This window comes from Stutzerimonas sp. KH-1, from assembly GCF_054483855.1.
In genome coordinates this window covers 3,849,170-3,873,806 of the sequence record NZ_CM137011.1, presented here as the reverse complement: position 1 = coordinate 3,873,806, position 24,637 = coordinate 3,849,170, and the positions used below count along the sequence as shown (strand labels likewise).

Genomic DNA, 24,637 nt, shown 5'->3' with positions numbered 1-24,637 from the left:
TCGCGGCGCGGGATGGGAGGCGAAGCCTACTGCAGCAACACCGCGACCGGAAGGTTCAGGCCTCGCCAGTCGCGGTGCGGATGACGTCGATCAACGCTGGGCGTTGTAGCCGCTGGTGGTGCAGCCCAGGCAGCGTACGAAAGCCGCTTTGCCAGGCTCGACCACCAATGCCTTGCCGGCCTCGCCGACGTTGCCGCCCAGCGCGGTGAACGGCAGGCTGACAACGAAAACGCCGGCGCCGATGGCCGTCGCGGCGATGAGCAGCGGACGGGCGATGATCAGGTCGCCCACCATGGAATAGGCCTTGGGCGCCTCGACGGTGTACATCGGATCGCCGCTGGCGTTCTGCGGGACCGATTCCGCGTGCGCCGGCATTGCCAGCAGGCCAGTGGTCAGAGCCAAGACAGCAGCGGTGGAGCGGAACAGATTCATGGTGTGGTCCTTCAGCTGTGCGAAACGCGGCAATTTTAGTTGTGACGGCCACTATAGCAGTGGCCGCGCCCCGCGGGGCGTGAACGCCGTCAACGCGCGCGCAGTTACGCCACCTCAGCGTTGGCAGCGACTGCAGTAGACGCTGGCCCGCTGGCCCAGGCGGATCTCGCGCAGGGTCGAGCCGCAGCTCTTGCAGAATTCACCACCACGACCATAGACGAACAGTTCCTGCTGGAAATAGCCGGGCTTGCCATCGCCGCCGACAAAGTCGCGCAAGGTGGTGCCGCCGCGCTCGATGGCCATGGCCAGGATGCGCCGGATCTCCTCGCCGAGCTTGAGATAACGCGCCCGCGAGATACTCCCGGCCGGCCGTCGCGGGTCGATCCCGGCGGCAAACAACGCCTCGCTCGCGTAGATGTTGCCGACGCCCACCACCACCGCGTTGTCCATGATGAACGGCTTGACCGCCATGCTGCGCCCGCGCGACAGCCGATACAGTCGGTCGCCGTCGAAATCCTCTCCCAGCGGCTCGGGCCCGAGGCTGGCGAGCAGCACATGGGCCAGCGGTTCCTCGCTCCAGAGCATCGCGCCGAAGCGACGTGGGTCGGTGTAGCGCAGCGCCTGGCCGGACTCCAGCAGCAGATCGACATGCTCGTGCCTGCCCGCCGGCAGCGCGGCGTCAACCAGGCGCAGGCTACCGGACATGCCCAGATGGACGATCAGCGTGCCACTCTCGGCCCTGATCAGCAGGTACTTGGCGCGGCGTTCGACGGCCTCGATCCGCTGCCCGGACAGGCGCACGTCGAGATCCTCAGGAATCGGCCAGCGCAGGCGCCGGTCGCGCACCAGCACGCGGCTGACGCGCTGGCCGAGCAGATGCGGCTCGATGCCACGACGGGTAGTTTCGACTTCAGGTAACTCAGGCATGGGCGCTTCCTACGTCGGCCTCGGACGGCCCTTCACGTTGCTGGGGATCGGTCAGCCGATACCCAGTTCGCGGATGCTGTCACGCATGCATTCGAAATCATATTCCGACAGTCCGACGTGCTCGAGCACCTGCTCGGCCACGACCGCCCACTCATGATCGTCTGGCTGGTCGCCCAGCAACTGGTGGCAGGCACAGATATGCTCGGCCATCTTCAGAATGGCCAGCAGCGTCTCGACCCGTCCGTCGCCGAGCCCGTCCCGGAACAGGGTGAGGGCGTTGTGATGGTTGGCGATCACATCGCATAGATGCTGCGGCAGCTTCCATGAGCGCGCCACGAAGAACCCCACCACCGCATGGTTGGTATTCAGGACGCGATTCTCGATATCGATCACCCGTGTCTCGGCGTTGGTGCTGGCGTACGCCTCCTCCAGCACCGCCATGTAGCCGGGAAAGCGCTGGAGCATCAGTGGGATGCCGCAATTGTGGAACAGCCCGAGGGTGTAGGCCTCGTCCGGCGACGCGTAGCCGATGCGCTTGGCCAGCGTCAGGCAGGCCATGGCCACGTCCTGTGCGGTATCCCAGAAACGATTGAGCGTGACGATCGCGGCATCCGTGAGCTCGCCGCGAATGGATTGGGCGTTGATCAGGTTGATCACGGTGTTGCAGCCCAGCAGATTGACCGCCTGCTGGATCGAGGCGACACGGTTGGCCAGACCGTAGAACGGCGAATTGACCGTCTTGAGCAACGCCCCAGACAGTCCCGGGTCCTGGCTGATCAGCCGCGCAATGGCGCGCAGATCGGGCTCCGGTGCCATCTGTTCCATCTGCAGGTCAACCATGATCTGCGGCTGCGCAGGCACGTTGATTCCCTGCAGCACGCTACGGATCTGCTCGTCGGTAAGTTCGATGGTCATGGTGAGGCTCGGCCCGGGACTAGCCGAAGGCCACTACTGTGCGAAAAGAGTGCGAACTTTGGCCGAGTTGATGGTCGGATTTCAAGTGCATGAAAGTCGAACCGACGAGGAGGACAGAGCAATGGCCGATTCACTCAAAGGCAAGCGTGTGGCAATCCTGGTGACCGATGGCTTCGAGCAGGTCGAACTGACCGGGCCCAAGGAGGCGCTGGAAAAGGCCGGCGCAACCGCCGAGATCATCTCTGCCAAGAATGGTGAGGTGACCGGCTGGAACCACACCACCCCGGCCTCCAAGTTCCATGTCGACAACACCTTCGACAGCATCCGCATGGAGGACTACGACGCCGTGCTACTGCCTGGCGGCGTGGTCAATTCCGACACCATTCGCAGCGATGAGATGGCCCAGGAACTGGTTCGCGATGCCGCCCGTGCGAACAAGACCATCGCCGTGATCTGCCATGGCGGCTGGCTGTTGATCTCGGCCGATCTGGTCAACGGCAAGCGCATGACCAGTTGGCCATCGCTCACCGACGACCTGAAGAATGCCGGCGCCGAGTGGGTTGACGAGCAAGTGGTGGTCGATGGCCACCTCATAAGCAGCCGCAAGCCCGATGACATCCCGGCATTCAGCCAGGCGCTGATCGACGCGCTGTCCGCCTGAGCGAGGCATCGACAGGCACGCGGCGGGCGTTTTTCCTACGACCTCAGCGCATGCGGCGGGCCGCTCGTTTAGAATGCCCGTCTTTTTTCCGGAGCCCTGCCGATGACCCTGCCCAGCCTGCGTCTCAAAGCCAATGCCGACCGCCGCCTGCGCGCGGGCCATCTGTGGGTCTACAGTAACGAAGTCGACACGGCCGCCACGCCGCTGGCCGGCTTCGCCGCCGGCGACCAGGCCATCCTCGAAGCCGCCGGTGGCAAACCGCTGGGTATCGTCGGCCTGTCGCCGAACAACCTGATCTGCGCGCGGCTGCTGTCGCGCGACCTCAAGCACAGCCTGGACAAGTCGCTACTGGTGCACCGCATCAAGGTCGCCCTGTCGCTGCGTGATCGCCTGTTCGAGCAGCCATGCTATCGGCTGATCTACGGCGATTCCGATCTGCTGCCGGGACTGGTGGTCGATCGCTTCCACGACCACCTGGTGGTGCAGCTGGCTTCGGCGACCATGGAGCGCAACAAGGACGCCGTGCTGGAGGCGCTGGTGCAGGTGCTCAAGCCTCGCGGCGTATTGTGGAAGAACGACTCCAGCGCCCGCGACGCCGAGGGCCTGGAGCGCTACGTCGATACCGCCTTCGGCGTGGTGTCGGAATGGGTCGCGCTGGAAGAGAACGGCGTGAAGTTCGAGGCGCCGGTGCTGCAGGGCCAGAAGACCGGCTGGTTCTACGATCACCGCATGAATCGCGCGCGCCTGGCGCCCTATGTGAAGGGCAAGCGCGTGCTCGACCTGTTCAGCTACATCGGCGGCTGGGGCGTGCAGGCCGCCGCCTTCGGCGCTAGCGAGGTGTTCTGTGTCGACGCCTCGGCCTTTGCCCTGGATGGCGTCGAGCGCAATGCCGCACTCAATGGCGTGGGCGAGAAGATGACCTGCGTTGAGGGCGATGCCTTCGAGGCGATGAAGGAACTGAAGAACGCCGAGGAGCGCTTCGACGTGGTGATCACCGACCCACCGGCTTTCATCAAGCGCAAGAAGGACATCAAGAACGGCGAGGCCGCCTACCGACGCCTCAACGAAACCGCCATGCGGCTGCTGAACAAGGACGGCATCCTGGTCAGCGCCAGTTGCTCCATGCACCTGGAAGAAGACCACCTGCAGAACATCCTGCTCGGCAGCGCGCGCCATCTGGATCGCAACATCCAGCTGCTCGAGCGCGGCGCCCAGGGTCCGGACCATCCGGTGCATCCGGCGATCCCGGAGACCCGCTACATCAAAAGCCTAACCTGCCGCATCCTGCCCAACAGCTGACCCCCGCATCAGGCGCGCAAGGCGGCGGCGAACCGCCGCCCTGCGCCCATCCCTTACTCGATGCCCTTGCGCTGATCGCTCCACAACAGGCTGGTGCACAACCCGCAGAAGCGTCCGTAGAAAGTGCTACGCGCACTTTCGTCGTCCATCAGGTGATAACGGAACCAGGCCGTCGTCGGGCCGCGATAGGCCCCGCCATCACCCACCGGCTCGAAGTGACTGACATAGCGCCGCTCGCCCCAGAAGATCGGCACGTTGGCACGGGTGAAGACCGGCTGCGCGTTCAGGTAAGGAATGGCAATGGTGTCGGCACCGCCGGACATCAGGAACATCGGCCCGCGCTGGTTGCGCTGCGACGACGAGTCATGGCCTAGACCAATGGTGTACGGCTGGATCGGCGCGGTGGCCTTAACGCGATCGTCCTGCCCGGCCATGATCGAGCCGCCACCGCCCTGGGAATGCCCCGAGGTCCCGACTCGTCCGGTGTTCAGCACGCCGACGTAAGTGCCATAGGTGCGGTTGCTCTCCTGCACCAGGTAATCCAGGCAGGCCAGCATGTCCCGCCCGGTGCCGGCGTTGGAGGTTTCCGCCGCGGCGACCACGAAGCCATGGCTGGCCCAATGGCTCAGCAGTCCGGAATAGGTGGTCGGTCCGGTACCGGTGCCGTTGCCCCAGAGGATGATCGGGTGGCGGACTCCGCCCTGGCCGAGCGTGCGTGGCCGGTAGACCCGGCAATTGGGCCCCTCGCTCTGGCTGGTCACCGCGTACGGCCCGTCGTTGTCGAAGCTCGAAACCGCCGGAAAGGGCGCGCCGGGCGTATCGGGCAGCGGAGCGGCGGTGGCGGAAACGGACAGGGCGACCAGCGCCGTGGCACTCAGGCATCCAAGTGTGAACTTGCGCATCTGCATTCCTCGTTCTTGTCATTGGTATAAGGATTCATCGCCGGTCGAACGCTGCCCTACCGCCGCGAAACGGACACATACCGGCGGACCGCCAGCGGGCAGCACGCAACTCCAGTGGCGCGGCAGCCAGCGAAACGGTCGGGAATGGACTCTAGCGAGCGATAATCGACCCGCCAGTCGCACGCAGGCAGAAGCGGACCAGCGGTCAATGCGGCATTATTCAGCGGATGTGCGTCTCGGACGCCTCCTCCAGCGTCGCCATGCGGCTAGCGCGCGGCATGCCGGCGTACCGGCAATCGTCCCGCCTGGCCCGGCTGCCGGAACGTGCGTAGAATCGGTGATATCTCGCCATTCACCACACGGCGGACCCTGAGCCCAGGCCCCACGAGCGATTACCCCGCCTCGACCCGGCCCCTTCCGAACGCACGGTCATCCTCCGTTGCATCCGGCACAGGCGTTGCTCACCATACGCATACCTCCGATTACCTGATTAGCCGCAGGAACCGTCATGCCTGATTACCGTTCGAAAACCTCCACGCACGGCCGCAACATGGCCGGTGCCCGGGCGCTGTGGCGCGCCACCGGCATGAAGGACGAAGACTTCAAGAAGCCGATCATCGCCATCGCCAACTCCTTCACCCAGTTCGTCCCCGGCCACGTGCATCTCAAAGACATGGGCCAGCTGGTCGCCCGCGAGATCGAGAAGCACGGCGGCGTGGCCAAGGAATTCAACACCATCGCGGTCGACGACGGCATCGCCATGGGCCACGACGGCATGCTCTATTCGCTGCCGTCGCGCGAGATCATCGCCGACTCCGTGGAGTACATGGTCAATGCGCATTGCGCCGACGCCATCGTCTGCATCAGCAACTGCGACAAGATCACCCCCGGCATGCTGATGGCCGCCCTGCGCCTGAACATCCCGGTGGTGTTCGTCTCCGGCGGCCCGATGGAAGCCGGCAAGACCAAGCTAGCCAACCACGGCCTGGACCTGGTCGACGCCATGGTGGTGGCCGCCGACGATTCCTGCTCCGACGAGAAGGTCGCCGAATACGAGCGCAGCGCCTGCCCCACCTGCGGCAGCTGCTCGGGCATGTTCACCGCCAACTCGATGAACTGCCTGACCGAAGCCCTTGGCCTGTCCCTGCCGGGCAACGGCACCACGCTGGCCACCCACGCCGACCGCGAGCAGCTGTTCCTGCGCGCCGGGCGTATCGCCGTCGAGCTGTGCAAGCGTTACTACCAGGACGGCGACGAGTCCGTACTGCCGCGCAACGTGGCCAGCCGCAAGGCCTTCGAGAACGCCATGACCCTGGACATCGCCATGGGCGGTTCGACCAACACCATCCTGCACCTCCTGGCCGCCGCCCAGGAAGCCGAGGTCGACTTCGATCTGCGCGACATCGACGCGCTGTCGCGCAAGGTGCCGCAGCTGTGCAAGGTGGCACCGAACATCCAGAAGTACCACATGGAAGACGTGCACCGCGCCGGCGGCATCTTCTCCATCCTCGGCGAGCTGGCCCGTGGCGGCCTGCTGCACACCGATGTCTCCACCGTGCACAGCCCGAGCATGGCCGATGCCATCGCCGAGTGGGACATCACCCAGACCCAGGACGAAGCGGTTCACCACTTCTTCAAGGCAGGCCCGGCGGGCATCCCGACCCAGACCGCCTTCAGCCAGGCGACCCGCTGGGACACCCTCGATCTGGACCGTGCCGAAGGCTGCATCCGCAGCGTCGAGCACGCCTATTCCCAGGAAGGCGGCCTCGCCGTGCTCTACGGCAATATCGCCCTGGACGGCTGCGTGGTGAAGACCGCCGGCGTGGACGAGTCCATTCACGTGTTCGAAGGCACGGCGAAGATCTACGAAAGCCAGGACAGCGCCGTGAAAGGCATCCTCGCCGACGAGGTGAAGCCAGGCGACATCGTCATCATCCGCTACGAAGGTCCGAAGGGCGGCCCGGGCATGCAGGAAATGCTCTACCCGACCTCGTATCTGAAGTCCAAGGGCCTCGGCAAGGAATGCGCGCTGCTCACCGACGGTCGCTTCTCCGGCGGCACCTCGGGCCTGTCCATCGGCCACGCCTCGCCGGAAGCGGCCGCGGGCGGCGCCATCGGCCTGGTGCAGGACGGCGACAAGGTGCTGATCGATATCCCCAACCGCAGCATCCAGCTGCAGGTGTCGGATGAAGAGCTGGCCCACCGCCGCATCGAGCAGGACAAGAAGGGCTGGAAGCCGGCCCAGCCGCGCGCGCGCAAGGTCTCGACCGCGCTCAAGGCCTACGCCCTGCTCGCTACCAGCGCCGACAAGGGTGCGGTGCGCAACAAGGCGATGCTGGACGGCTGATCGCTGCGACAAGAAAAAAACCCGGCCCTGTGCCGGGTTTTTTTTATGCGCGCGGCTCGTGCAGCCGGGCCGTCACGTAATCCGCGATCGCCAGACAGGCAGTCAGCCCCGGCGATTCGATGCCGAACAGGTTCACCAGCCCGGCGATGCCGTGCTGCGCCGAGCCATCGATGCGAAAGTCCGCGGCCGCCTCGCCGGGGCCGCTGATCTTCGGGCGGATGCCGGTGTAGGCCGGTTGCAGCGAAGCGTCCGGCAGCGCCGGCCAATAGCGGCGGATCGCCGCGTAGAAGCCATTGGCCCGTTCCGGCTCGATGCAGTAGTCCAGGTCCTCGACCCACTGCACATCCGGGCCGAAACGCGCCTGGCCGGCCAGGTCCAAGGTCAGGTGCACGCCGAGGCCGCCGGGCTCGGGCAGCGGATAGACCAGATGGCGAAACGGCGTGCGCCCGCTCAGGCTGAAGTAGCTGCCCTTGGCGAAGAACTGCCGCGGCCGCGCGGCCGGGTCCAACCCGGCGGTGTGCGCGGCGAGGATGGGCGCACCATGCCCGGCGCAATTCACCACGGTGCGGGCCAGCAACTGCAGCGGGTCGGCGCCGCCCACCTCGACCTGCAAGCCTGCGCTGCCAACCGTGATCGCCGTTACCGGCGCGTTCAGTGCCAGCACCGCACCGTGGCGCTCGGCATCGCCTAGCAGCGCCAGCATCAGCGCGTGGCTGTCGATGATGCCGGTGCTTGGCGAAAGCAGCCCAGCCACCGCCTGTACTTCCGGCTCCAGCGCCAGCACCTCGTGCCCATCGAGGTACTGCAGGTCGTCGACCCCATTGGCCAGCGCGTGCCGCCGCAGTTGTTCCAGCGCAGCGATCTGGGCCTCGTCGGTGGCGACGATCAGCTTGCCGCAACGTCGATGGGCCACGCCGTGGCTGTTGCAGAAATCGTAGAGCTGGCGACGCCCGGCCACGCACAGCCGGCCCTTGAGCGAGCCCTGCGGGTAGTAGATGCCGGCGTGGATGACTTCGCTGTTGCGCGCGCTGGTGGCGGTGCCAAAGGCTGCCTCGGCTTCCAAAACCAGCACCTCGCGGCCGGCCAGCGCCAGCGCACGCGCCACCGCCAGCCCGACCACTCCCGCACCCACCACCACGCAATCCACCCGATCCATGCCAGACTCCTCGACCCGAACAGCCCAAGCCTGCCGCAACCACAGCGGTCGGCCAAGGGTCGGATGACCTGACGAAGCAGTTAAAGGGAACACCGGCATGCGCATCGGCCTGATCTCCGACACCCACGGTCTGCTCCGCCCCGAGGCGGTGGCGGCACTGCAGGGCTGCGCACAGATCATTCACGCCGGCGACATCGGCAAACCGCAGGTGCTCGACGGGCTGCGCGTAATCGCGCCGCTGGAGGCGATCCGCGGCAATATCGATACGGCCGACTGGGCGCAGGTGCTGCCCGAACGCCTCGACCTGCGCATCGAGGGTCTAACCCTGCACGTGCTGCACGACCTCAAACAGCTGGATATCGACCCGCTTGCCGCCGGCGTCGACGTGGTGATCGCCGGCCACTCGCACAAACCGAAGGTCGAGCGGCGCGACGGCGTGCTCTACGTGAACCCGGGCAGCGCCGGTCCGCGACGCTTCAGCCTGCCGATCAGCCTGGTGCTGCTGGAGCTGAACGACGGCCAGGCGCAGGTGGAGCTGATCAGCCTCAGCTGACGCCCATGTAGCGATCGGCGCGGTGATTGATCGCCAGCACCAGATTCAGCGCCACGGCGCCGAGCACCGACAGCAGCACCTTGTCCACCGGTACGACGAACACCGCGGCCATGACGATCAGCGCGTCGATGCCCATCTGGAAGGTACCGGCGCGCAGGCCGAAACGCTCCTGCAGAAACAACGCGAGGATGTTCACCCCGCCAAGACTGGCGCGATGGCGGAACAGGATCAGCAGGCCGATGCCGATGGCGAAACCACCGAACACTGCGGCGTAAACCACGTTCAGCTCGGCGAAGCGTACCCACTGCGGGGTCAGTTCGGCGAACAGCGAGACAAGCCCCACCGCGCAGACAGTGCGCAGGGTGAACTGCCAGCCCATGCGCCAGATCGCCAGCGCGTAGAACGGCAGGTTGAGCAGGAAAAACACTGGGCCGAACGACCAGCCGGCCAGGTACTTGAGCAGGAACGCCAGCCCAACGGTGCCGCCGGTGAGCAGCCCGGCATGGCTGTAGAAGGCAATGCCAAGGGCGACCAGCGCGGTGCCGGTGAGCAGGGCCAAGCCGTCCTCCCACAACGGGTGGCGGACGAAGATCGCGGCAACGCGCTCGGCTTCCGGGGCGTCGGATTTGTCAGGTTGCATGAGATTTCTCGTTACGACAGCGACGGGCCAGCATAGAGGCTGAGGCCCGCGAAAGATTTGGCGCCGATCAAGCGAGGAAGGTGCTGGTCAGCTCTGTTTTTGCCAGGTTTCGAAACGGTAGGCTGGTGCCTCGCCCTCAGCCGGATGTGGCTGGCTTTCGACGCACTGCCACTCAGCCTCGTCGAAGGCCGGAAAGAACGCATCGCCTTCAGGAGCCGCATCGATACGCGTGAGGTACAGCCGCTGCGCCTGCCCCAGCGCCTGGGCGTACAGCTGCGCACCGCCGATCAGCATCAGTTCGTCGACACCCTGCTCACGCGCCCACTGCTCGGCACGCACCAGCGCGGCATCAAGGTCGGTGAAGGTTTCCGCGCCGTCGAGCTGCAGATCCGCCTGGCGACTGACCACCAGGTTGAGTCGCCCCGGCAGCGGACGGCCGAGCGAATCCCAGGTCTTGCGGCCCATGATGATCGGTTTGCCGAGGGTCATGGCCTTGAAATGCTTGAGATCGGCGGGCAGGTGCCAGGGCATGCGGTTGTCGAGGCCGATCACGCGGTTCTGCGCGAGGGCGGCGATCATGGCGAGGGGAAGGCGGGTCTGATTCATGGCGGCGAGAATAGCAGAGCGATGCAGCTTGCCGAAGCGCCAGCCGTTCGTCGGCTTCATCGCTTTGCAATACAAAGGGCAACGCAGCGTCAACGTCCGGTCATGCAAGTGGCTCAGGCTGTGACATCCAAACCGAGGAGATGCCGAAATGGCCCGCAAGACCACCGCTTCCCTTCGCCGCTGGCTCACCGCCTGCAGCCTGTTGCTACCGCTCACCGGCTTAGCTGCGCCGGATGAACACGCCGCGAAACACCAGGCTGCGCGGGGCGAGCCGGCCCCGCTGGTGATCGCCCATCGCGGCGCCAGCGGCTATGTACCGGAGCACACCCTGGCCGCCTATGCCCTGGCCGTTTTCCAGGGCGCCGACTACATCGAGCCGGACCTGGTGATGACCCGTGACGGCCATATCGTAGCCCGCCACGACAACGAGCTGGGCCTGACCACCGACGTCTCGCAGCGCCCCGAGTTTGCCGATCGCAAGCGCACCCAGCAGGTCGACGGCGTCACCCTCACCGGCTGGTTCAGCGAAGACTTCACCCTCGCCGAACTGAAGACCCTGCGCGCTATCGAGCGCATCCCGGATATCCGCCCGGGCAACGCGCGCCTGGACGGCAGCCTGGAAATCCCGACCCTGCAGGAGATCATCGACTTGGTGAAAACCCTGCAGCTCAGCCAGGGCCGGCGCATCGGCCTGTACCCGGAAACCAAGCACCCGACGCACTTCCAGCAGCTCGGCCTGGCCATGGAGAAACCGCTGGTGCGCATCCTCACCCGCAACGGCTACGTCGGGCGTCACGCGCCGGTGTATATCCAGTCGTTCGAGGTGGACAACCTCAAGACCCTCAGCCGCCTGACCCAGCTGCGCCTGGTGCAGCTGTTCAGCTCCGGCCAGCCGTATGACCAGCAGGTGCGCGGGACCAAGCTGACCTACGCGCAGATGGCCACCCCCGCCGGGCTCCAGGCCATCTCCCGCTACGCCGCCGGCGTCGGCCCGGAGAAGAGCTACATCATCCCGCGTGACGGCAACGGCAATCTGGGCACGCCGACCGGCTTCGTCGCCGCCGCCCATGCGGTCGGGCTCAAGGTCCACCCGTACACCTTCCGCGCAGAAAACGCCTTCCTCCCGGCCAACCTGCGCAGCAGCGACAAGCGCCACGAGCGCGGTGACAGCGAAGCGGAGATCCGCGCCTTCCTCGATGCCCGCATCGATGGCCTGTTCATCGACCAGCCGGATATCGCAGTACAGGTTCGCGCTCAGGCCGAATGACGGTCAGGAGAACACAGAAAGAAAGGCGGCAGGGAAGCCGCCCCGGCCAATCACTGACGGATGGCGATTTTCTTCAGGTTGTCGTTGATCTTGAACATCACGATCAGCAGCTCACACCAGAGTCGGGTGCCGACCAGTCCGCCAACCAGGATCGCCAGGCCGGACCAGAGGCCTCCGCCGAATACGCCGAACATGGCGGCAACACTGCAGATGATGACGGCCAGGAGCCCCGCCCAGTACAGCAGGGTGATGATCTTGGGCGTCAACATGGCGTCGAAGAAGAAAATGTCTTTCATGGCAAAGTCCTTTTAGTGCGGAGGCGGGCCAGCAAAGCGTGGCGAACCGGCCTATCCGTGGCAGGTGATGCGGCAAGCCGCGCAGCGATCGTTGATCGGCGGCGGATCGTACAGCACGCTCCGCCCTGGCGACTTGACCGATTTCACTCTTCCGGCGAGCAACGTTATTCTCAGAACCAAGCCCCTCCACGAGAAGCCGCGTGCCCGCTCCCTCATCACCCGCCGCTGAGCTAATCCCTCCACTCGACCGAATCTGGCTGACCGAAGCCGTGCGCCTGCGCGAAGAGCATGCCGGGCCGCTGGACGACGACGAGGCCAACCGCCGGGCCCGTACCCAGGGCGGCGATCTGCCGGCGCTGATCGAGCGCCGCGCGCTCTGGCTGGCGCACCGTGACGGGCTCATCGAGGCGCTCCGGCACTGGCGTCAGGGCGCCCGCCTGGGCGCGCTCGCGCTGATCCTGCTGGCGCTCTTCACCGGTGCCGGGCTGGCCTTCGCCGCGCTCGGCGACGGGCAGCGACCGGTCAACGTATTCTGGGCGCTCGGTAGCCTGCTCGGGCTGAACCTGCTGACCCTGCTCGGCTGGCTGCTCGGCCTGCTGCTGACCGGCGACAGCAGCGGCGCGCTGGGGCGGCTGTGGCTCTGGCTGAGCGAAAAGCTCGCCCGCGATGCCCGCGCCGCGCAGCTGGCCCCAGCCCTGCTGAGCGTGCTGCATCAGCGCCGACTCGGCCGCTGGTTGCTGGGAACAGGCGTGCACGCCCTATGGCTGCTGGCGATGACCAGCGCCCTGCTCACCCTCCTCGCCCTGCTGGCGACCCGCCGCTACGGCTTCGTCTGGGAAACCACCATCCTCGGTGAGAACGCCTTCGTCGGCCTGACCCAGGCCCTCGGCGCGCTACCGGCCCTGCTCGGCTTCAGCGTGCCGGATGTCGAGCAGATCCGCGCCAGCGGCGCACTCACCGGCGATCTGGACGGCGCCCGGCAACGCTGGGCCGGCTGGCTGGTCGGCGTGCTGTTCGTCTACGGCCTGCTGCCGCGACTGCTGCTGGCGGGCCTCTGCCTGTGGCGCTGGCGGCGTGGGCGGGCTGCGCTGACCCTCGATCTGAACCTGCCGGCCTACCGCCTGCTGCGCGAACGCCTGCAGCCACCCAGCGAGCGCCTCGGCATCCGTGATGCGGCGCCCGCCCAACTGCACGCACCGACTGCCGGCGCTCAGCTCGATGGCAGCGCTGGCGCCGTACTGGTGGCCATCGAGCTGGACGGCAGCCGCCGCTGGCCGCCGGCTCTGTCCAAGGGTATCGCCGATGCCGGCATCCTCGACGACCGCGAGGGGCGCCGACGGCTGCTCGATCAACTCACCCGCTTTCCGCCGGCACGCCTGGCCGTCGCCTGTGATCCGCGACGCTCACCCGACCGCGGCACCCTGGCGCTGATCGGCGAGCTGTCGCGCTGCGCGGCGGCGACTCGCGTCTGGCTGTTGCAAGCACCACCGGGCGAGGCCCTGGACAGCGCGCGCCTGGAAGACTGGCATCAGGCGCTGGATACCCTGGGGCTGACGCATTCGAGCTGCGCCCCGCTGCGCTGGCTGGAGACAGGCCATGACTGAAGCGCTGAAACTGGCCGTGGTCGGCCATACCAATGTCGGCAAGACCTCGCTGCTGCGCACCCTGACCCGCGACATCGGCTTCGGTGAGGTCTCGCACCGGCCGAGCACCACCCGCCACGTCGAGGGTGCGCGGCTGTCGGTGGACGGCGAGCCGCTGCTGGAGCTTTACGACACCCCCGGCCTGGAAGATGCCATCGCCCTGCTCGACTACCTCGAACGGCTGGAGCGCCCCGGTGAGCGCCTCGACGGCCCGGCACGCACCGCGCGCTTTCTCGACGGCAGCGAGGCACGCCAGCGCTTCGAGCAGGAAGCCAAGGTGCTGCGTCAGCTGCTGGCCAGCGACGCCGGGCTCTACGTGATCGACGCCCGTGAGCCGGTGCTGGCCAAGTACAAGGACGAGCTGGCGGTGCTCGCCAGCTGCGGCAAGCCGCTGTTGCCGGTGCTCAACTTCGTCGCCCAGCCGGGGCACCGCGACGAGGAATGGCGTCAGGCCCTGGCCCGCCTCGGCCTGCATGCACTGGTGCGCTTCGACAGCGTGGCGCCACCCGTGGACGGTGAGCGCCGGCTGTACGAAAGCCTGGCGCTGCTGCTGGAACAGGCGCGACCCAAGCTGCAGCGACTGATCGAGGACCACGAGGCCCAGGCTGCTGCACGCCTGGCCAGCGGCCAGCGACTGATCGCCGAACTGCTGGTGGATGTCGCCGCCTGCCGACGCAGTGTGGCCGCACAGCCGGAACTGGAGCGCGGCGCCATTCGTGAATTGCACGATGCCGTGCGCCGCCGCGAGCAGCGCTGCGTCGAGGCGCTGCTGCGCCTGTACGCCTTTCGCCAGGACGATGCGGCGGCCAGTGATCTGCCGCTGCTCGACGGGCGTTGGGGCGACGACCTGTTCAACCCCGAGACCCTCAAGCAGCTGGGCGTGAAGATCGGCGGTGGCATGGCCGCAGGTGCCGCGGCCGGTGCGGGCGTCGACCTGATGGTCGGCGGCATCACCCTCGGCGCCGCGGCGCTGCTCGGCGCCATTGCCGGCGGCGGCGCGCAGACCGCGCGGCACTATGGCAATCGCCTGCTCGGCAAGCTCAAGGGGCAGCGCGAGCTGAGCGTCGACGACGCCGTACTGCGCCTGCTCGCCCTGCGCCAGCGTCAACTGCTGGCCGTGCTCGCGACTCGCGGGCACGCCGCCACCGAGGCGATCCGCCTGGCCACGCCACAGGATCAGGGCTGGCGCGAGGGCAAGCTGCCCGAAGCCCTGCAACGCTGTCGTGCGCATCCCGAGTGGTCCTCGCTCAACGCCGGCGCCCGCCTGCAGGACGGCGAGCGCCAGACGGCGCTGGACGAGCTGGAAACTCAACTGCAGGAAAACTGAGCCGATCAGGTGGAGCGTAGGGTGGGCTTCAGCCCACCAGCGGGTGGCGTGCGCGGGGTTGTCGGTGGGCTGAAGCCCACCCTACCCCTGTGGTGTCTGCCGCATGATCCGTGGCGATTTCGGCAAAGGCAGGGACTAACCGAGCATTTCCCCATGCATCCGCGCGCATCGCGCTTTGGCGGCCGGCACCGGCGCACGTGCGACCCGCAAGGTGCACAGCGTTGCCAGCATGATCAGCAACCCACCCGCCCAGCCCATCGGCCCCAGCCGCTCACCCAGCCAGAGACCGGCGATGATCGCGCCGAACAGCGGTTCGGAGCCCATCAGCAGCGACACCCGCGTTGCACTGCTGCGCCCCAGCGCGCGGTTCTGCGCGAACATGGCGAACAGCGTGGCGAACAGCACCAGATACAGCGTGCCGAACCAGAAGCCCGGCTCCACCGGCAGCGCCGGCAGTCCGCCCGGCAACGACACGGCGAGCAGGATGCAGCCCGCCGCAACGACTCCACTCTGCACCGCGGTCAACGCCAGTGCCGAAATTTCCCGGCCGGCCGTCAATCGCCGGGTCAGGCAGACCAGCACCGCGCGCAGCAACGCGGCGGCCAGCATCAGCGCATCGCCGAGATTGAGCGACAGCTGCGGCCCGCCGGTCAGCAGCCAGACGCCCGCCAGCGACAGCGCGCAGGCGAGGAACAGCGTGTTGTGCGGCCGCTGGCGCAGCAGCAGCCATTCCATGAACGGCGTGATCACCACGCACAGGCTGATCAGAAACGCCGCATTGCTGGCGCTGGTCAGCATCACGCCCCAGGTCTCACAGAGAAAGATCGCCAGCATCACCAGCCCCAGCGGCAGGCCGGGGCGCAGCGCCCGGCGACCGGCGCCGCGCAGTTGCGGCAGCAGCAGGACAAAGGTCAGGCCGAAGCGGATAGCCAGAAAACCCAGCACCGGGTAGAACAGCAGCGCCTGCTTGGCCACCGCGTAGCTGCTGCCCCAGATCAGCGCCACCATCAGCAGCATGCCATCGGCCAGCCACAGCCCCTGTTTCAACGTACCTTTCATGCTCGAGCCCCGCACCAACGATCAGGCGCTGATTGTCGGGCCTGTCGCTGCGGTCGATAATCCAGCGAAACAGCACAGGACCTGTTCCGCATGGGAACGAATGACAGCGCAGCCCTGCTGCCCTACATGGCCGTGTTCGTGCGGGTGGTCGAGGCCGGCAGCTTCTCCGGCGCCGCGCGCCTGCTGGGCAGCACACCGTCGGCGGTGAGCCGCCAGGTGGCACGGCTGGAGCAGGCCCTGGCGCTGCGTCTGCTGGAACGCACGACGCGCCAGCTGCGGCTGAACGAGGCCGGGGCGGAGTTCTACCAGCATTGCCGGGACATGCTCGATGCGGCCGACGCCGCCGTCGCGATCGGCGAACGGCTGATGCGCAGCCCACGCGGGCTGGTGCGCCTGAGCGTGCCGAAGGCCTATGGCAAGTTCGTCGTCGGGCCGTTGATGCCGGCCTTTCTCCAGCGCTACCCCGAGGTCGATGTGCAGCTGCGGATCAGCGACCAGAGCCCGGACCTGATCGAGGACGGTTTCGACCTGCTGGTGCAGGTCACCGACAATCCACCCGAAGGCCTGGCCGGCAAGCCGCTCGGGCCGGTGCGCCAACTGCTCTGCGCCAGCCCCGACTACCTGCAGCGCCACGGCGAGCCGCAACATCCGCAGGACCTGCTGCGCCACAGCTGCCTGTATCTGGGGGAAACGGCGGGAGACAATCGCTGGCACCTGCGCCGCGGCGAGCAACAGGAAACGGTGACGGTGCGCGGTCGCTACATCAGTAACCACAGCGAGGCCCGGTCACTGGTGGCGCTGGCAGGCCTGGGCATTACCTGCCTGCCGCATTTCACCGCTGCCCAGGCGCTGGCCGACGGGCAGCTGCGCGAAGTGCTGCCGCAGTGGCGCTACACCGGCTCCTACCAGGGCGCGGCCTGGCTGCTGTGGCGACAGAATCACCACCTGCCGCCGAAGACACGGGCGCTCATCGACTACCTGAGCGAGGCGCTGATAGCCAGCTGAGCGCAACGCGCACCCGCAGAGAGTGAGCGGACGCGCACCGCTACCGGCGCACCGATCAGCGCTCCTTGGTGCCTTCCACTTCCTCGGCCATGCGTGCCAGGCCGAGGTGGCGCACGTCGGTGCCGCGCACCAGGTAGATCACCAGTTCGGCGATGTTGCGAGCGTGGTCGCCGATGCGCTCCAGCGAGCGCAACGCCCAGATCACGCTGAGCACGCGGGAGATCGAGCGCGGGTCTTCCATCATGTAGGTGACCAGTTCGCGCAGCGCGGTCTTGTATTCGCGGTCGACGGTCTTGTCGTACTGCGCCACCGACAGCGCCAGCTCGGCATCGAAACGAGCGAAGGCATCCAGCGATTCCTGCACCATCCGACGCACCTGGTCGCCGATGTGACGCACCTCGACGTAACCCTTGGGCGACTCGCCTTCCTCGCACAGCTGGATGGCGCGGCGGGCGATCTTGGTCGCCTCGTCACCGATGCGCTCGAGATCGATTACCGACTTGGAGATGCTGATGATCAGGCGCAGATCGGAGGCCGCCGGCTGGCGGCGGGCGAGGATGCGCACGCATTCCTCGTCGATATTGCGCTCCATCTGGTTGATCTGGTCATCCACCTCACGGACCTGCTGGGCGAGCCCCGAATCGGCCTCGATCAGCGCGGTGACCGCGTCGTTGACCTGCTTCTCCACCAGCCCGCCCATGGCCAGCAGGTGGCTGCGCACCTCCTCGAGCTCGGCGTTGAACTGCTGGGAGATGTGTTGGGTATGGCTGTCTTTGCTGATCATCATCGAGCCCTTGCGAAACTGTGGTTCTCTCGCCGGACGAGCCGGCCCTTGGCAATGCGTGCTGCGCTAGGAGGCGGCGCGCAGACAGTACAAACGAGTACGGCAAGCGCCGCCGACAACGCGCAGCGCGGTTTGCCATGGCCGGCTAGCCGTAGCGGCCGGTGATGTAGTCTTCGGTCTGCTTCTTGGCCGGGTTGGTGAACAGCGTATCCGTATCGCCGTACTCGATCAGCTTGCCCATGTACATGAACGCCGTGTAGTCGGACACCCGCGCGGCCTGCTGCATGTTGTGGGTAACGATGACGATGGTGTATTTGGATTTCAGCTCGTAGATCAGCTCTTCGACCTTCAGCGAGGAGATCGGGTCGAGGGCCGAACTCGGCTCATCGAGCAGCAGCACTTCCGGCTGCACGGCGATGGTGCGGGCGATCACCAGGCGCTGCTGCTGACCGCCGGAGAGGCCGAGTGCCGATTCGTGCAGACGATCCTTGACCTCGTCCCACAGCGCCGCGCCCTTGAGCGCCCACTCGACGGTCTCGTCGAGCACGCGCTTCTGCTTGATGCCCTGGATGCGCAGGCCGTAGACCACGTTCTCGTAGATGCTCTTGGGAAACGGGTTGGGCTTCTGGAACACCATGCCGACGCGACGGCGCAGGTCGGCCACGTCTTCGCCCTTGCGGTAGATGTTGGTGCCGTCGAGGTTGATCGCGCCCTCGATGCGGCAGCCGTCGACCAGGTCGTTCATACGGTTGAAGCAGCGCAGCAGGGTCGACTTGCCGCAGCCGGACGGCCCGATGAAGGCCGTCACGCGCTGGCGCGGGATGTTCATGCTGACGTTGAACAGCGCCTGCTTCTGGCCGTAGTACAGGCTGAGGTCAGGCACCTCGATGGCGACCTGCTCGTTGGCCAGGTTCAGGCTGCGCTTGTCGCGGCCCAGCGCGGAAATGTCGATGGAGTGGGTGTTGGTTTGCATGTGCTCGCTCCGTTTGCAGCCCCGGGCTGCAAGCTATTGGCTGCAAGCCAGGCCGGATGCTTCGTCTCGAAGCAGACCGCCGGGCTTGCAGCACCAATCAATGATCCAGCGCCTTGTATTTCTCGCGCAGGTGGTTGCGGATGACGACCGCACTGAAGTTGAGAATCGCGATGACCAGCACCAGCAGGAACGCCGTGGCGTAGACCAGCGGGCGCGCCGCCTCGACGTTGGGGCTCTGGAAGCCGACGTCGTAGATGTGGAAGCCCAGGTGCATGATCTTCTGATCCAGGTGCAGGTAAGGGTAGTTGCCATTGAGCGGCAGGTTCGGCGCCAGCTTGACCACGCCGACCAGCATCAGCGGCGCCACTTCGCCGGCGGCGCGGGCCACGGCGAGGATCAGGCCGGTCATCATGGCCGGGCTGGCCATCGGCAGCACCACCTTCCACAGCGTCTCGGACTTGGTCGCGCCGAGGGCCAGCGAGCCTTCGCGGATCATCCGCGGAATGCGCGCCAGGCCTTCCTCGGTGGCGACGATCACCACCGGCAGGGTGAGGATGGCCAGGGTCAACGAGGCCCACATCAGACCCGGCGTGCCGAACACCGGCGCCGGCGCGGCTTCCGGATAGAACAGCCGGTCCAGCGAGCCGCCCAGCACGTAGACGAAGAAGCCCAGGCCGAACACGCCGTAGACGATCGACGGCACGCCGGCCAGGTTGTTCACGGCGATGCGGATGATGCGGGTGAGCAGGCCCTGCTTGGCGTATTCGCGCAGGTAGACCGCGGCGATCACGCCGAACGGGGTGACGATCACCGCCATGATCAGGGTCATCAGCACGGTGCCGAAGATCGCCGGGAACACGCCGCCCTCGGTATTGGCCTCGCGCGGTTCGTCGCTGACGAACTCCCACAGCTTGGCGAAGTAGAACATCAGCTTCTGCGGCGTCGACATGGCATTGGGCTGGAACGCTCGCACCACCTTGCCCAGGCTGATCTCCTGTTCGCGGCCATCGGCGGTGCGCACGGTGATGCTGTCGCGGTTGAACTGCTGCTGCAGCGCCACCAGCTTGTCTTCCAGAACCCGGTACTCGGCATCCCACTGGGCGCGCTCGGCATCCAATTCGGCCTGCGCCGCGGCATCCAGACGATCGTCCAGCTCCAGCTTGCGGGTCTTCAGGCGCAGACGCTCGAGGCCGTGGTTGATGCGGCCGATCTCCACCTTCTCGATGCGCGAGATCTGCGTGTGCAGCTCATCGACGCGGTCGATGCGTGCCTGCAGTTCGTTCCAGGCACCTTCGCCCTCGGCGACCAGCTGGCCGGCTTCCTTCACGTTGAGCAGGAAACCATAGAAATTGCCCCACTCACGGCGCTCCAGCACCATCAGCTCGGCGGGTGTGCGCTGGTTGCTCAGCCACTCACCCACGACCCAGGAGAAGTCCGCGCCGTAGACCTCGCGGTTGCCGACCTTGAGCAGCTCGCGGGTCATGAACTCGCCGCCCTCGACGTTCACCGGCAGGCCGCTGGCCGCCAGGCGCGCCCGCGGCACTTCTTCGGCCTGCACGACCTCGCCGGCCAGCACACGCGTCTCGGCGCCGGGCACGCTGTAGTCGGCGACGATCACGTCGGCCGGCCAGAAGTGCGCCAGGCCGCGCACGGCAATGATCGCCAGCAACCCCAGGGTCATGATCACGGCGATGGACACCGCGCCGGCGTTCATCCAGATCCAGGGCGTGCCGCTCTTGACCCAGGTGTTCAACGAATCCTTTTTCACGGATCGATACCTTTTGCGAAGTCTGGTTTACAGGCTGGCGTACTTGCCGCGCAGCCGCTGGCGGATCAGCTCGGCCAGGGTGTTCATGACGAAGGTGAACATCAGCAATACCAGCGCGGCGAGGAACAGCACGCGGTAATGGGTGCCACCGACTTCGGATTCGGGCATTTCCACCGCGACGTTGGCGGCCAGGGTGCGCATGCCTTCGAAGATGTTGGCTTCCATGATCGGCGTATTGCCGGTGGCCATCAGCACGATCATGGTCTCGCCCACGGCGCGCCCCATGCCGATCATCAGCGCCGAGAAGATGCCCGGGCTGGCGGTCAACAGCACAACGCGGGTCAGGGTCTGCCAGGGCGTGGCACCGAGTGCCAGCGAGCCCAGGGTGAGGCTCTTCGGCACGCTGAACACGGCGTCTTCGGCGATCGAATAGATGGTCGGGATCACCGCGAAGCCCATCGCCAGGCCGATTACCAGGGCGTTGCGCTGATCGAACGGGATGCCCATGTCGTTGGACAGCCACAGGCGCATGTCACCGCCGAAGAACCAGTTTTCCAGATGGCCACTGATTTCCAGCGAGCCGAAACCGATCAGCAGGATCACCGGAATCAGCAGCACCGCTTCCCAGCCCTCCGGAACCGCCAGACGCACCCGCTGTGGCAGGCGACTCCAGGTCCAGGCGGCGAAGAGAATACCCACCGGCATCAGGAGCAGAAGACTGAAGATGCCCGGCAGGTGGTTCTCCAGGAATGGCGCGAGGAACAGGCCGGCAAAGAAGCCGAGGATCACCGTCGGCAGTGCCTCCATCAGCTCAATCACCGGCTTGACCTTGCGGCGCAGCGACGGCGCCATGAAGTAGGCGGTGTAGAAAGCCGCGCAGATGGCCAGCGGCGCGGCCAGCAGCATGGCGTAGAAGGCCGCCTTGAGCGTACCGAAGGCCAGCGGCGCGAGGCTCAGCTTGGGTTCGAAGTCGGTATTGGCCGAGGTGGACTGCCAGACGTAATCCGGCTCCGGGTAACTCTCGTACCAGACCTTGCCCCACAGCGCGCTCCAGGAAATTTCCGGGTGCGGATTGTCGATCACGAAACGCTGCAGGCCCTTGTCGGACTCCACCAGCAGGCGGGTTGCGCGAGGCGACAGCGCGGCCAGCGCAGCGCCGTCGGCAACCTGCTCCTTGAGCAGGGTGCGGTGCGCGGTACTGTGGTAAACACCCACGTTGCCGCTGTCGTCCAGGACGAGGAAACCCTTGCGCCGCTCTTCCGGCAGGATCTGCCGAATCGGGCTGCTGCCCAGCTGGAAGTTGCGCACGTTCTTCAGCTCGGCCTGACCGTCGGCGGCGCGGACCATGAACCATTGCCCGACGGTGCCCTTGGAATCGCCCACCATCAGCGAGATGCCGCCCAGCAGCGGGCTGATCGTGGTGATCTCGCTACCATCGCCGACCAGCTTGTAACGGCCATTGAGTTGCTTGCGACGCAGATCGAAGACATCCACGCTCGCCTTGCCGCTAACCGCGTAGAGCCACATGTGGCGCGGATCGATCAGCAGCTGGCGAATCGGCTCGGCCAGTTGCGGCAGGTCGAGGCGCTCCTGCTCCAGCGTCACTTCGCCGGTCATCAGGTTTTCGCTGCTGGCGATGCGCTGGGCGTGCAGAGCGGTGCCGGTTGCACCGGCGACCAGCAGGGTCTTGCCGTTCAGGCTGACCGCGGCCTGCTCGATCGGCCGGCCTTCGGCGTCGAGCTGCAGGGGCTCTTCACCGAACGGATAAGCGAGTTCAGGGGTGATGGTCTTCTTGTTGTTCGGGTAGGTGACCTTGTAGTTGTGCTCCAGTACCAGCGCCTGGCCGTTATCCAGGCCCAACACCAGTCGCCGCGTACCGGGCGTGTCCTGGCCTACCGAAACGATGCTGCTGCCGGCGGGCAGCGGTATGGCCTTGCTGGAAAGCAGCGAGCCATCCTTCAGCGCGAAAAAGCGCGCCTGACCGTCCGCCCCCAACCGCAGGGCGACCTGGTTCTGCTCCTCGACGTTCAGCAGCAGCGCTTCGCCAGCGTCGGCCAACCAGGCCGGCCGCTGCATGTCGCGGCTCTCCAGTTCGGCGCCCTGGAACATGGGCAGGACGACCTGACCCAGATAAAAGAATATGAGGGTGATAGCACCCAGTACCGCCAGACCGCCGATGGACACGTACCAGCGCGCCAGGTGGTCTTTCAGCGCGCGCATGCGGCGCTTGCGCTGCAGCGCCGGCGTGTTGAAGTCCAGCCGTTGCACATCGGAATTCGCGGTCATGTTTTCCATGTCGTTCATGCCAGGGCTCCTGGGCCTGAGCGGCCCTTCGGGGCGCCTAATCTAATAAAGCCGTGTGACAGAAAGATTACAGCCAGGTGACGCGACGAAGCCCGCCAGCGCGTATCGCGTGGCGGGCATCTGCGCATGGCCGGCGCGCTAAGGCGCCGACCGTCACGCGGGTCTTACAGACCCAGTTCCTGCATGGTCTTGTCGACCACCTTCTTCGGCAGCGGGATGTAGCCGTCCTTGACCACGACTTCCTGACCCTGCTTGGAGAGCACCAGCTTGAGGAACTCGGCGTCGATCGGGCTCAGCGGCTTGTTCGGCGCCTTGTTGACGTAGACGTAGAAGAAGCGAGCCAGCGGGAACTTGCCGGCCAGAGCGTTCTCTTCGTTGGCCTCGAAGGCCTCGCCACCCTTGGACAGCGGTACCGCACGGACGCTGGAGGTCTTGTAGCCGATGCCCGAGTAACCGATGGCGTTCAGGGTGCTGGAGATCGACTGCACCACCGAGGCCGAACCCGGCTGCTCGTTGACGTTCGACTTGAAGTCACCCTTGCACAGGGCTTCTTCCTTGAAGTAGCCGTAGGTGCCGGATACCGAGTTACGACCGAACAGCTGGATCGGCTTGGCTGCCCACTCGCCGGTCATGCCCAGGTCACCCCAGGTCTTGATGTCCTTCTCACCACCGCACAGGCGGGTGCTGGAGAAGATGGCATCGACCTGCTCGATGTCCAGCGACTTGATCGGGTTGTCCTTGTGCACGAACACGGCCAGGGCGTCGATCGCCACCGGCACGGCAGTGGGCTTGTAGCCGTACTTCTCTTCGAAGGCCTGAATCTCGTTGTCCTTCATGGGGCGGCTCATCGGGCCCAGGTTCGCAGTGCCCTCGGTCAGCGCGGGCGGCGCAGTGGAGGAGCCGGCAGCCTGGATCTGAATATTGACGTTCGGATAGCTGCGCTTGAACTCTTCGGCCCACAGGGTCATCAGGTTGGCCAGGGAGTCGGAACCAACGCTGGACAGGTTGCCGGAAACACCGGAGGTCTTCTGGTAGCTCGGCAGCGCCGGGTCTACAGCAGCGACTGCGCTCGCGGCGCCAACGCCAGCGGCAACGAAGGTCAGGGCCGCCATCAAACGATTCAGTTTCATACCTTGCTCCTAGCAGGTGTGTGCTCGAGTGTGTTGGAACGGGGGCCAGTATCTGCAGGCCGTGTGAACACTCTATGAATCAAGTGTGACAATCTCATGACCACGTGCACCATTGACCTGGTGCGGTCGCTGTGGCGGTTCACAGCCGTTATACTCGGCGCCATCGCCCGCGCTAGCGCGGGCATTTCGCGCCAGAACAACAAACGCGCCGCGAGTCCGACTGATGAACGAATACGAACAGGAAGATCCGATCCCGCAGGGCGACCTGGCGCTGCAGCTCACCGCGCTGCCCAGGGAAACCAATGGTTTCGGCGATATATATGGTGGCTGGCTGGTGTCGCAGATGGACCTGGCCGGTACCGCGATGGCCAGCCGCGTGGCCGGCGGGCGTGTCGCCACGGTGTCCATCGATCGCATGGCGTTCATGGTGCCGGTAGCGGTCGGCGCGCAGCTGTCCTTCTATACCCAGACGCTGGAAGTCGGGCGCAGCTCGATTCGCATGCTGGTGGAAGTGTGGAGCGACGATCCGCTGTCCAGCGAGTGGCGCAAGGTCACCGAAGCGGTGTTCGTCTTCGTCGCCATCGACGGCAGCGGCCGCACCCGCCCCGTTACCCCGCGCCGCTGAGACCAGCACACTGGTTTC

At 66.2% G+C, this 24,637-nt stretch carries 23 protein-coding genes; 9 read left to right on the top strand and 14 right to left on the bottom strand.

Features of this window, described 5'->3' with window-relative positions; all coding sequences use genetic code 11:
- Positions 1 to 90: 90 nt before the first annotated feature.
- The 3 genes from ACX1DW_RS18615 to ACX1DW_RS18605 form a co-directional block, all read right to left on the bottom strand.
- Complete coding sequence (locus ACX1DW_RS18615) at positions 91 to 432, bottom strand: hypothetical protein (RefSeq protein ID WP_041755835.1); 342 nt, start codon at positions 430 to 432, stop codon at positions 91 to 93.
- 114 nt (positions 433 to 546) lie between these two features.
- Complete coding sequence (gene mutM, locus ACX1DW_RS18610; RefSeq protein ID WP_110778798.1) at positions 547 to 1,359, bottom strand: bifunctional DNA-formamidopyrimidine glycosylase/DNA-(apurinic or apyrimidinic site) lyase; 813 nt, start codon at positions 1,357 to 1,359, stop codon at positions 547 to 549.
- A 51-nt stretch (positions 1,360 to 1,410) separates the two neighbouring features.
- Positions 1,411 to 2,274 (bottom strand): HDOD domain-containing protein, encoded by an 864-nt coding sequence (locus ACX1DW_RS18605; protein ID WP_110778797.1) that lies wholly within the window; start codon positions 2,272 to 2,274, stop codon positions 1,411 to 1,413.
- 121 nt (positions 2,275 to 2,395) lie between these two features.
- On the opposite strand from ACX1DW_RS18605, the gene ACX1DW_RS18600 reads away from it, so the two are divergent.
- Positions 2,396 to 2,935: a type 1 glutamine amidotransferase domain-containing protein gene (locus ACX1DW_RS18600; protein WP_110778796.1), complete on the top strand. Its 540-nt coding sequence runs from the start codon at positions 2,396 to 2,398 to the stop codon at positions 2,933 to 2,935.
- Positions 2,936 to 3,037: 102 nt separating this feature from the next.
- Positions 3,038 to 4,234, top strand: coding sequence for a class I SAM-dependent rRNA methyltransferase (locus ACX1DW_RS18595; RefSeq protein ID WP_458992110.1), 1,197 nt, complete (start codon positions 3,038 to 3,040; stop codon positions 4,232 to 4,234).
- 53 nt (positions 4,235 to 4,287) lie between these two features.
- Here the strand turns inward: ACX1DW_RS18595 and ACX1DW_RS18590 are convergent, their stop codons facing one another.
- Positions 4,288 to 5,136, bottom strand: coding sequence for a poly(ethylene terephthalate) hydrolase family protein (locus tag ACX1DW_RS18590; protein WP_174214582.1), 849 nt, complete (start codon positions 5,134 to 5,136; stop codon positions 4,288 to 4,290).
- Positions 5,137 to 5,644: 508 nt separating this feature from the next.
- On the opposite strand from ACX1DW_RS18590, the gene ilvD reads away from it, so the two are divergent.
- Positions 5,645 to 7,483, top strand: coding sequence for a dihydroxy-acid dehydratase (gene ilvD, locus ACX1DW_RS18585; RefSeq protein WP_458992109.1), 1,839 nt, complete (start codon positions 5,645 to 5,647; stop codon positions 7,481 to 7,483).
- A 43-nt stretch (positions 7,484 to 7,526) separates the two neighbouring features.
- Here ilvD and ACX1DW_RS18580 read toward each other — a convergent pair whose 3' ends face one another.
- Entirely contained in the window at positions 7,527 to 8,639 is a 1,113-nt protein-coding gene (locus ACX1DW_RS18580) for an NAD(P)/FAD-dependent oxidoreductase (protein ID WP_458992108.1), read from the bottom strand.
- Between the two features lie 97 nt (positions 8,640 to 8,736).
- Here ACX1DW_RS18580 and ACX1DW_RS18575 point away from each other — a divergent pair, with 97 nt between their 5' ends.
- Entirely contained in the window at positions 8,737 to 9,192 is a 456-nt protein-coding gene (locus ACX1DW_RS18575) for a metallophosphoesterase family protein (protein WP_458992107.1), read from the top strand.
- Here the strand turns inward: ACX1DW_RS18575 and ACX1DW_RS18570 are convergent.
- Both ACX1DW_RS18570 and ACX1DW_RS18565 read right to left on the bottom strand, forming a co-directional pair.
- Positions 9,185 to 9,832: a YitT family protein gene (locus ACX1DW_RS18570; RefSeq protein ID WP_458992106.1), complete on the bottom strand. Its 648-nt coding sequence runs from the start codon at positions 9,830 to 9,832 to the stop codon at positions 9,185 to 9,187. The genes ACX1DW_RS18575 and ACX1DW_RS18570 overlap by 8 nt on opposite strands.
- Before the next feature lie 87 nt (positions 9,833 to 9,919).
- Positions 9,920 to 10,438, bottom strand: coding sequence for a dihydrofolate reductase (locus ACX1DW_RS18565; RefSeq protein WP_448132576.1), 519 nt, complete (start codon positions 10,436 to 10,438; stop codon positions 9,920 to 9,922).
- Positions 10,439 to 10,586: 148 nt separating this feature from the next.
- Here ACX1DW_RS18565 and ACX1DW_RS18560 point away from each other — a divergent pair, with 148 nt between their 5' ends.
- Entirely contained in the window at positions 10,587 to 11,705 is a 1,119-nt protein-coding gene (locus ACX1DW_RS18560) for a glycerophosphodiester phosphodiesterase (protein WP_458992105.1), read from the top strand.
- Between the two features lie 50 nt (positions 11,706 to 11,755).
- Here ACX1DW_RS18560 and ACX1DW_RS18555 read toward each other — a convergent pair whose 3' ends face one another.
- A complete protein-coding gene (locus ACX1DW_RS18555) occupies positions 11,756 to 12,001 on the bottom strand; it encodes a DUF4282 domain-containing protein (RefSeq protein ID WP_110778789.1) in 246 nt (81 codons plus the stop codon).
- Between the two features lie 200 nt (positions 12,002 to 12,201).
- Here ACX1DW_RS18555 and ACX1DW_RS18550 point away from each other — a divergent pair, with 200 nt between their 5' ends.
- Both ACX1DW_RS18550 and ACX1DW_RS18545 read left to right on the top strand, forming a co-directional pair.
- Complete coding sequence (locus ACX1DW_RS18550) at positions 12,202 to 13,605, top strand: DUF2868 domain-containing protein (RefSeq protein ID WP_458992104.1); 1,404 nt, start codon at positions 12,202 to 12,204, stop codon at positions 13,603 to 13,605.
- A complete protein-coding gene (locus ACX1DW_RS18545) occupies positions 13,598 to 14,971 on the top strand; it encodes a DUF3482 domain-containing protein (protein ID WP_458992103.1) in 1,374 nt (457 codons plus the stop codon). Before ACX1DW_RS18550 ends, ACX1DW_RS18545 begins: the two co-directional genes overlap by 8 nt.
- A gap of 135 nt (positions 14,972 to 15,106) precedes the next feature.
- Here ACX1DW_RS18545 and ACX1DW_RS18540 read toward each other — a convergent pair whose 3' ends face one another.
- Positions 15,107 to 16,030, bottom strand: coding sequence for a DMT family transporter (locus ACX1DW_RS18540; RefSeq protein ID WP_458992102.1), 924 nt, complete (start codon positions 16,028 to 16,030; stop codon positions 15,107 to 15,109).
- A 90-nt stretch (positions 16,031 to 16,120) separates the two neighbouring features.
- On the opposite strand from ACX1DW_RS18540, the gene ACX1DW_RS18535 reads away from it, so the two are divergent.
- The gene (locus tag ACX1DW_RS18535; protein ID WP_458992101.1) at positions 16,121 to 17,035 is read left to right on the top strand and encodes a LysR family transcriptional regulator; all 915 of its coding nucleotides are present in this window, start codon (positions 16,121 to 16,123) and stop codon (positions 17,033 to 17,035) included.
- Between the two features lie 55 nt (positions 17,036 to 17,090).
- Here the strand turns inward: ACX1DW_RS18535 and phoU are convergent, their stop codons facing one another.
- The 5 genes from phoU to ACX1DW_RS18510 all read right to left on the bottom strand — a co-directional run bounded on the left by phoU (position 17,091) and on the right by ACX1DW_RS18510 (position 23,994).
- Positions 17,091 to 17,819, bottom strand: coding sequence for a phosphate signaling complex protein PhoU (gene phoU / locus ACX1DW_RS18530; RefSeq protein ID WP_110779068.1), 729 nt, complete (start codon positions 17,817 to 17,819; stop codon positions 17,091 to 17,093).
- 145 nt (positions 17,820 to 17,964) lie between these two features.
- Complete coding sequence (pstB, locus tag ACX1DW_RS18525) at positions 17,965 to 18,792, bottom strand: phosphate ABC transporter ATP-binding protein PstB (protein WP_102838941.1); 828 nt, start codon at positions 18,790 to 18,792, stop codon at positions 17,965 to 17,967.
- A gap of 97 nt (positions 18,793 to 18,889) precedes the next feature.
- Positions 18,890 to 20,560 (bottom strand): phosphate ABC transporter permease PstA, encoded by a 1,671-nt coding sequence (gene pstA, locus ACX1DW_RS18520; protein ID WP_458992100.1) that lies wholly within the window; start codon positions 20,558 to 20,560, stop codon positions 18,890 to 18,892.
- 27 nt (positions 20,561 to 20,587) lie between these two features.
- Complete coding sequence (locus ACX1DW_RS18515) at positions 20,588 to 22,864, bottom strand: ABC transporter permease subunit (protein ID WP_156244966.1); 2,277 nt, start codon at positions 22,862 to 22,864, stop codon at positions 20,588 to 20,590.
- 164 nt (positions 22,865 to 23,028) lie between these two features.
- The gene (locus tag ACX1DW_RS18510; protein WP_102838944.1) at positions 23,029 to 23,994 is read right to left on the bottom strand and encodes a PstS family phosphate ABC transporter substrate-binding protein; all 966 of its coding nucleotides are present in this window, start codon (positions 23,992 to 23,994) and stop codon (positions 23,029 to 23,031) included.
- 223 nt (positions 23,995 to 24,217) lie between these two features.
- Between ACX1DW_RS18510 and ACX1DW_RS18505 the strand changes: the two genes are divergently transcribed.
- On the top strand, positions 24,218 to 24,619 hold the full coding sequence (locus ACX1DW_RS18505) for an acyl-CoA thioesterase (RefSeq protein ID WP_003286782.1): 402 nt from the start codon (positions 24,218 to 24,220) through the stop codon (positions 24,617 to 24,619).
- The last annotated feature ends 18 nt before the right edge of the window (positions 24,620 to 24,637 follow it).

Coding starts and splice junctions, on each gene's coding strand:
- ilvD (WP_458992109.1), top strand. CDS start 5,645: ATGCCTGATTACCGTTCGAAAACCTCCACGCACGGCCGCAACATGGCC.
- ACX1DW_RS18565 (WP_448132576.1), bottom strand. CDS start 10,438: ATGAATCAGACCCGCCTTCCCCTCGCCATGATCGCCGCCCTCGCGCAG.
- ACX1DW_RS18590 (WP_174214582.1), bottom strand. CDS start 5,136: ATGCGCAAGTTCACACTTGGATGCCTGAGTGCCACGGCGCTGGTCGCC.
- pstB (WP_102838941.1), bottom strand. CDS start 18,792: ATGCAAACCAACACCCACTCCATCGACATTTCCGCGCTGGGCCGCGAC.
- ACX1DW_RS18570 (WP_458992106.1), bottom strand. CDS start 9,832: ATGCAACCTGACAAATCCGACGCCCCGGAAGCCGAGCGCGTTGCCGCG.
- ACX1DW_RS18600 (WP_110778796.1), top strand. CDS start 2,396: ATGGCCGATTCACTCAAAGGCAAGCGTGTGGCAATCCTGGTGACCGAT.
- ACX1DW_RS18615 (WP_041755835.1), bottom strand. CDS start 432: ATGAATCTGTTCCGCTCCACCGCTGCTGTCTTGGCTCTGACCACTGGC.
- ACX1DW_RS18605 (WP_110778797.1), bottom strand. CDS start 2,274: ATGACCATCGAACTTACCGACGAGCAGATCCGTAGCGTGCTGCAGGGA.
- ACX1DW_RS18540 (WP_458992102.1), bottom strand. CDS start 16,030: ATGAAAGGTACGTTGAAACAGGGGCTGTGGCTGGCCGATGGCATGCTG.
- ACX1DW_RS18575 (WP_458992107.1), top strand. CDS start 8,737: ATGCGCATCGGCCTGATCTCCGACACCCACGGTCTGCTCCGCCCCGAG.
- ACX1DW_RS18510 (WP_102838944.1), bottom strand. CDS start 23,994: ATGAAACTGAATCGTTTGATGGCGGCCCTGACCTTCGTTGCCGCTGGC.
- ACX1DW_RS18535 (WP_458992101.1), top strand. CDS start 16,121: ATGGGAACGAATGACAGCGCAGCCCTGCTGCCCTACATGGCCGTGTTC.
- mutM (WP_110778798.1), bottom strand. CDS start 1,359: ATGCCTGAGTTACCTGAAGTCGAAACTACCCGTCGTGGCATCGAGCCG.
- phoU (WP_110779068.1), bottom strand. CDS start 17,819: ATGATCAGCAAAGACAGCCATACCCAACACATCTCCCAGCAGTTCAAC.
- ACX1DW_RS18515 (WP_156244966.1), bottom strand. CDS start 22,864: ATGAACGACATGGAAAACATGACCGCGAATTCCGATGTGCAACGGCTG.
- ACX1DW_RS18505 (WP_003286782.1), top strand. CDS start 24,218: ATGAACGAATACGAACAGGAAGATCCGATCCCGCAGGGCGACCTGGCG.
- ACX1DW_RS18595 (WP_458992110.1), top strand. CDS start 3,038: ATGACCCTGCCCAGCCTGCGTCTCAAAGCCAATGCCGACCGCCGCCTG.
- ACX1DW_RS18580 (WP_458992108.1), bottom strand. CDS start 8,639: ATGGATCGGGTGGATTGCGTGGTGGTGGGTGCGGGAGTGGTCGGGCTG.
- ACX1DW_RS18555 (WP_110778789.1), bottom strand. CDS start 12,001: ATGAAAGACATTTTCTTCTTCGACGCCATGTTGACGCCCAAGATCATC.
- ACX1DW_RS18545 (WP_458992103.1), top strand. CDS start 13,598: ATGACTGAAGCGCTGAAACTGGCCGTGGTCGGCCATACCAATGTCGGC.
- ACX1DW_RS18560 (WP_458992105.1), top strand. CDS start 10,587: ATGGCCCGCAAGACCACCGCTTCCCTTCGCCGCTGGCTCACCGCCTGC.